We start from the raw sequence: 2,528 nt of genomic DNA, 5'->3' as shown, positions 1-2,528 counted from the left end.
GTATAAGAGACAGGCGCGTGCCGTCGTCGGGCATCTCACCCGTGCTGTGCGCGAGTCCGGTCAGACCGGCTGCTGCGGGATGCGGTCCCCCTCGAGGTCCTCGCGGTCGTCGTCCTGCGTACGCGCCAGAGCACCGAGCTCCTTGCGCTCGTCGCGCGCCAGGTCGTTCTTGGACGCGTCGAGCAGGGCGTCACGCACCTCACGACGCCGACGCTGCTCGGCAGGGTCCGGGACCGGCACCGCGGCGAGCAGGCGCTGCGTGTACGGGTCCACCGGGGCGTGGACGATCTGCTCGGTCGTCCCGACCTCGACCAGCTTGCCCTGGTGCATGACCGCGACGTGGTCCGAGAGCATCTCGACGACCGCGAGGTCGTGCGAGATGAACAGGCACGCGAACCCGTGCTCGCGCTGCAAGTCCTGGAAGAGGTCGAGCACGCGGGCCTGGACCGAGACGTCGAGGGCCGACGTCGGCTCGTCCGCGACCAGCAGCTTGGGCTCGAGCGAGAGCGCACGGGCGATGCCCACGCGCTGACGCTGGCCGCCCGAGAGCTCGTGCGGATACCTGTTGCGCATGGCCCTGGGCAGCTCGACCTGGTCCAGCAGCCGCTCGACCTCGGCGCTCAACGCCTTGCCCCTGATGCCCTTGTGGAGCATGAGCGGCTCGCCGATCGACTCGCCGATGGGCAGGCGCGGGTTCAGGGACGAACCCGGGTCCTGGAAGACGATGCCGACCTCCTTGCGGAGCGGACGCAGCGCCTTCGGGGAGACCCCGACCATGTTCATGTCGCCGACGCGCAGCGCGCCACCCGTCACGGGCAGCAGCCCGACGACGGCACGACCGATGGTCGTCTTGCCCGAGCCGGACTCGCCCACCAGGCCGAGCACCTCGCCCTTGCGGATCGAGAAGCTCACCTGGTCGACGGCGCGGAAGGCCTTCTGCCGACGACGGGCCGGGTACTCGATGATCATGTCGGTCGCCTCGAGGACGACGTCCTTGTCCACGACCGGTGCCGCGGCGGGCGCGCGGTCCGTGACGGACTCGACCCCGGTCTTGGACGTCCCCAGGTGCGGGACGGCGTCCAGCAGACGACGCGTGTACGGGTCCTTCGGCGCGCCGAAGACCTCGGCCGCGGTCCCCCGCTCGACGACGTGGCCGTCCTTCATGACCATCATGGTGTCGGCCATGTCGGCCACCACGCCCATGTCGTGCGTGATCAGGATGATCGCGGCGTCGACCCGGTGGCGCAGGTCGCGGAGCAGGCGCAGGATCTCCGCCTGGACCGTGACGTCGAGCGCGGTCGTCGGCTCGTCGGCGACCAGGAGCTTGGGGTCGCAGGCGAGCGCCTGGGCGATCATGGCGCGCTGGCGCTGACCGCCCGAGAGCTGGTGCGGGTACGCGTCGAAGCGACGCTCGGGCTCGGGGATGTCCACGAGACGGAGCAGCTCGATCGCGCGCTTCTTGGCCTCCGAGGGGCCGACCGTGAAGTGCGTGCGGATCGTCTCGACGATCTGGAATCCGACCGTGTAGACGGGGTTGAGCGCAGTCATGGGCTCCTGGAAGATCATCGAGATCTCCCGCCCACGGATGTTGCGCAGACCGCCCTGCGTCAGACCGATGAGCTCGCGGTCGCCCAGCTTGGCGCTGCCGCGTGCGCGCCCGTTCGAGGGCAGCAGGCCCAGCAGCGCGAGCGAGGACTGGGACTTGCCCGAGCCCGACTCGCCCACGATCGCCAGGACCTCGCCCGCGTACAGGTCGTAGCTGATGTCGGTCGCCGCCGGGTACCAGACCCCGTCGACGTAGAAGTCCACGCCCAGGTCGCGCACCGAGAGCACGGGGCTCCCCGTGGGCGTGAACTGAGGCACGGATGATGTGTCGATGGCCACGATGATCAGTGTCCTTCCAGCAGGTGGGAGACCTGGCGCTCGTGGCGCCTCATCTCTGGGAACATGGGGCCATGGGTCCCACGAAGGTCTTCTTCTCGATGTACGGCCGAGTGCTCACCGTGGCGGTGGGCGTGGTCGGCGTCATGCTCTGCGCCGCGATCTGGACGTCCGACGGCGCGGCCGCCGGACTGCGCACGCTGCCTGGCGTGGCGCTGGTGACCTGGGCGGTCGCCATGCTGTTCTGGCTGCCACGCGTCGAGGTGTCCGACGGCGGGATCGACGTGCACAACGTGGTGCGCAGCGTGCACGTCCCGTGGCCCGCGTTCGAGGGCGCCGAGACGCGCTGGTCGCTCGAGGTGAGCTACCGCGGCGGCACGGTGTCCGCCTGGGCAGCGCCCCGGTCGAGCGGCAGCGCCCGTTGGCTGCGCACCCGCCGTGACGGCACCCAGCGCGGCGGCGGCACCGCTGCCGCGACGGCCGAGACCGTCGCGGCAGCCGTGGCCGAGCGCCACGCGGCCCTCGTCGCGGCGGGCTACCTCGATGCCCGCCCCGTCGGCACGCCCGGCGCCCGCCCCCCGGGGGCCGGCCGCCCGCGCGCCCTGCGCGGCGCGCGGGTGGCCCCGACGCGCGGGGGGACGACCGGC

The 2,528-nt window shown here is 71.8% G+C and carries 1 protein-coding gene and 1 pseudogene; one reads left to right on the top strand and one right to left on the bottom strand.

The genetic code is table 11. From position 1 onward, the window contains the following. Window positions 1-60: 60 nt before the first annotated feature. Window positions 61-1,884 carry an ABC transporter ATP-binding protein gene (locus ACFWFR_RS19045; RefSeq protein WP_377624153.1) on the bottom strand — a complete coding sequence of 608 codons (1,824 nt, stop codon included), beginning with the start codon at window positions 1,882-1,884 and terminating at the stop codon, window positions 61-63. Window positions 1,885-1,955: 71 nt separating this feature from the next. Here ACFWFR_RS19045 and ACFWFR_RS19040 point away from each other — a divergent pair. Further along, window positions 1,956-2,528, top strand: a pseudogene (locus ACFWFR_RS19040) (hypothetical protein); the annotation flags it as partial.

The sequence above is a fragment of the Oerskovia sp. NPDC060287 genome (assembly GCF_042726775.1).
GTDB lineage: Bacteria > Actinomycetota > Actinomycetes > Actinomycetales > Cellulomonadaceae > Oerskovia > Oerskovia merdavium.
This window is presented reverse-complemented; position numbering and strand designations above follow the sequence as displayed.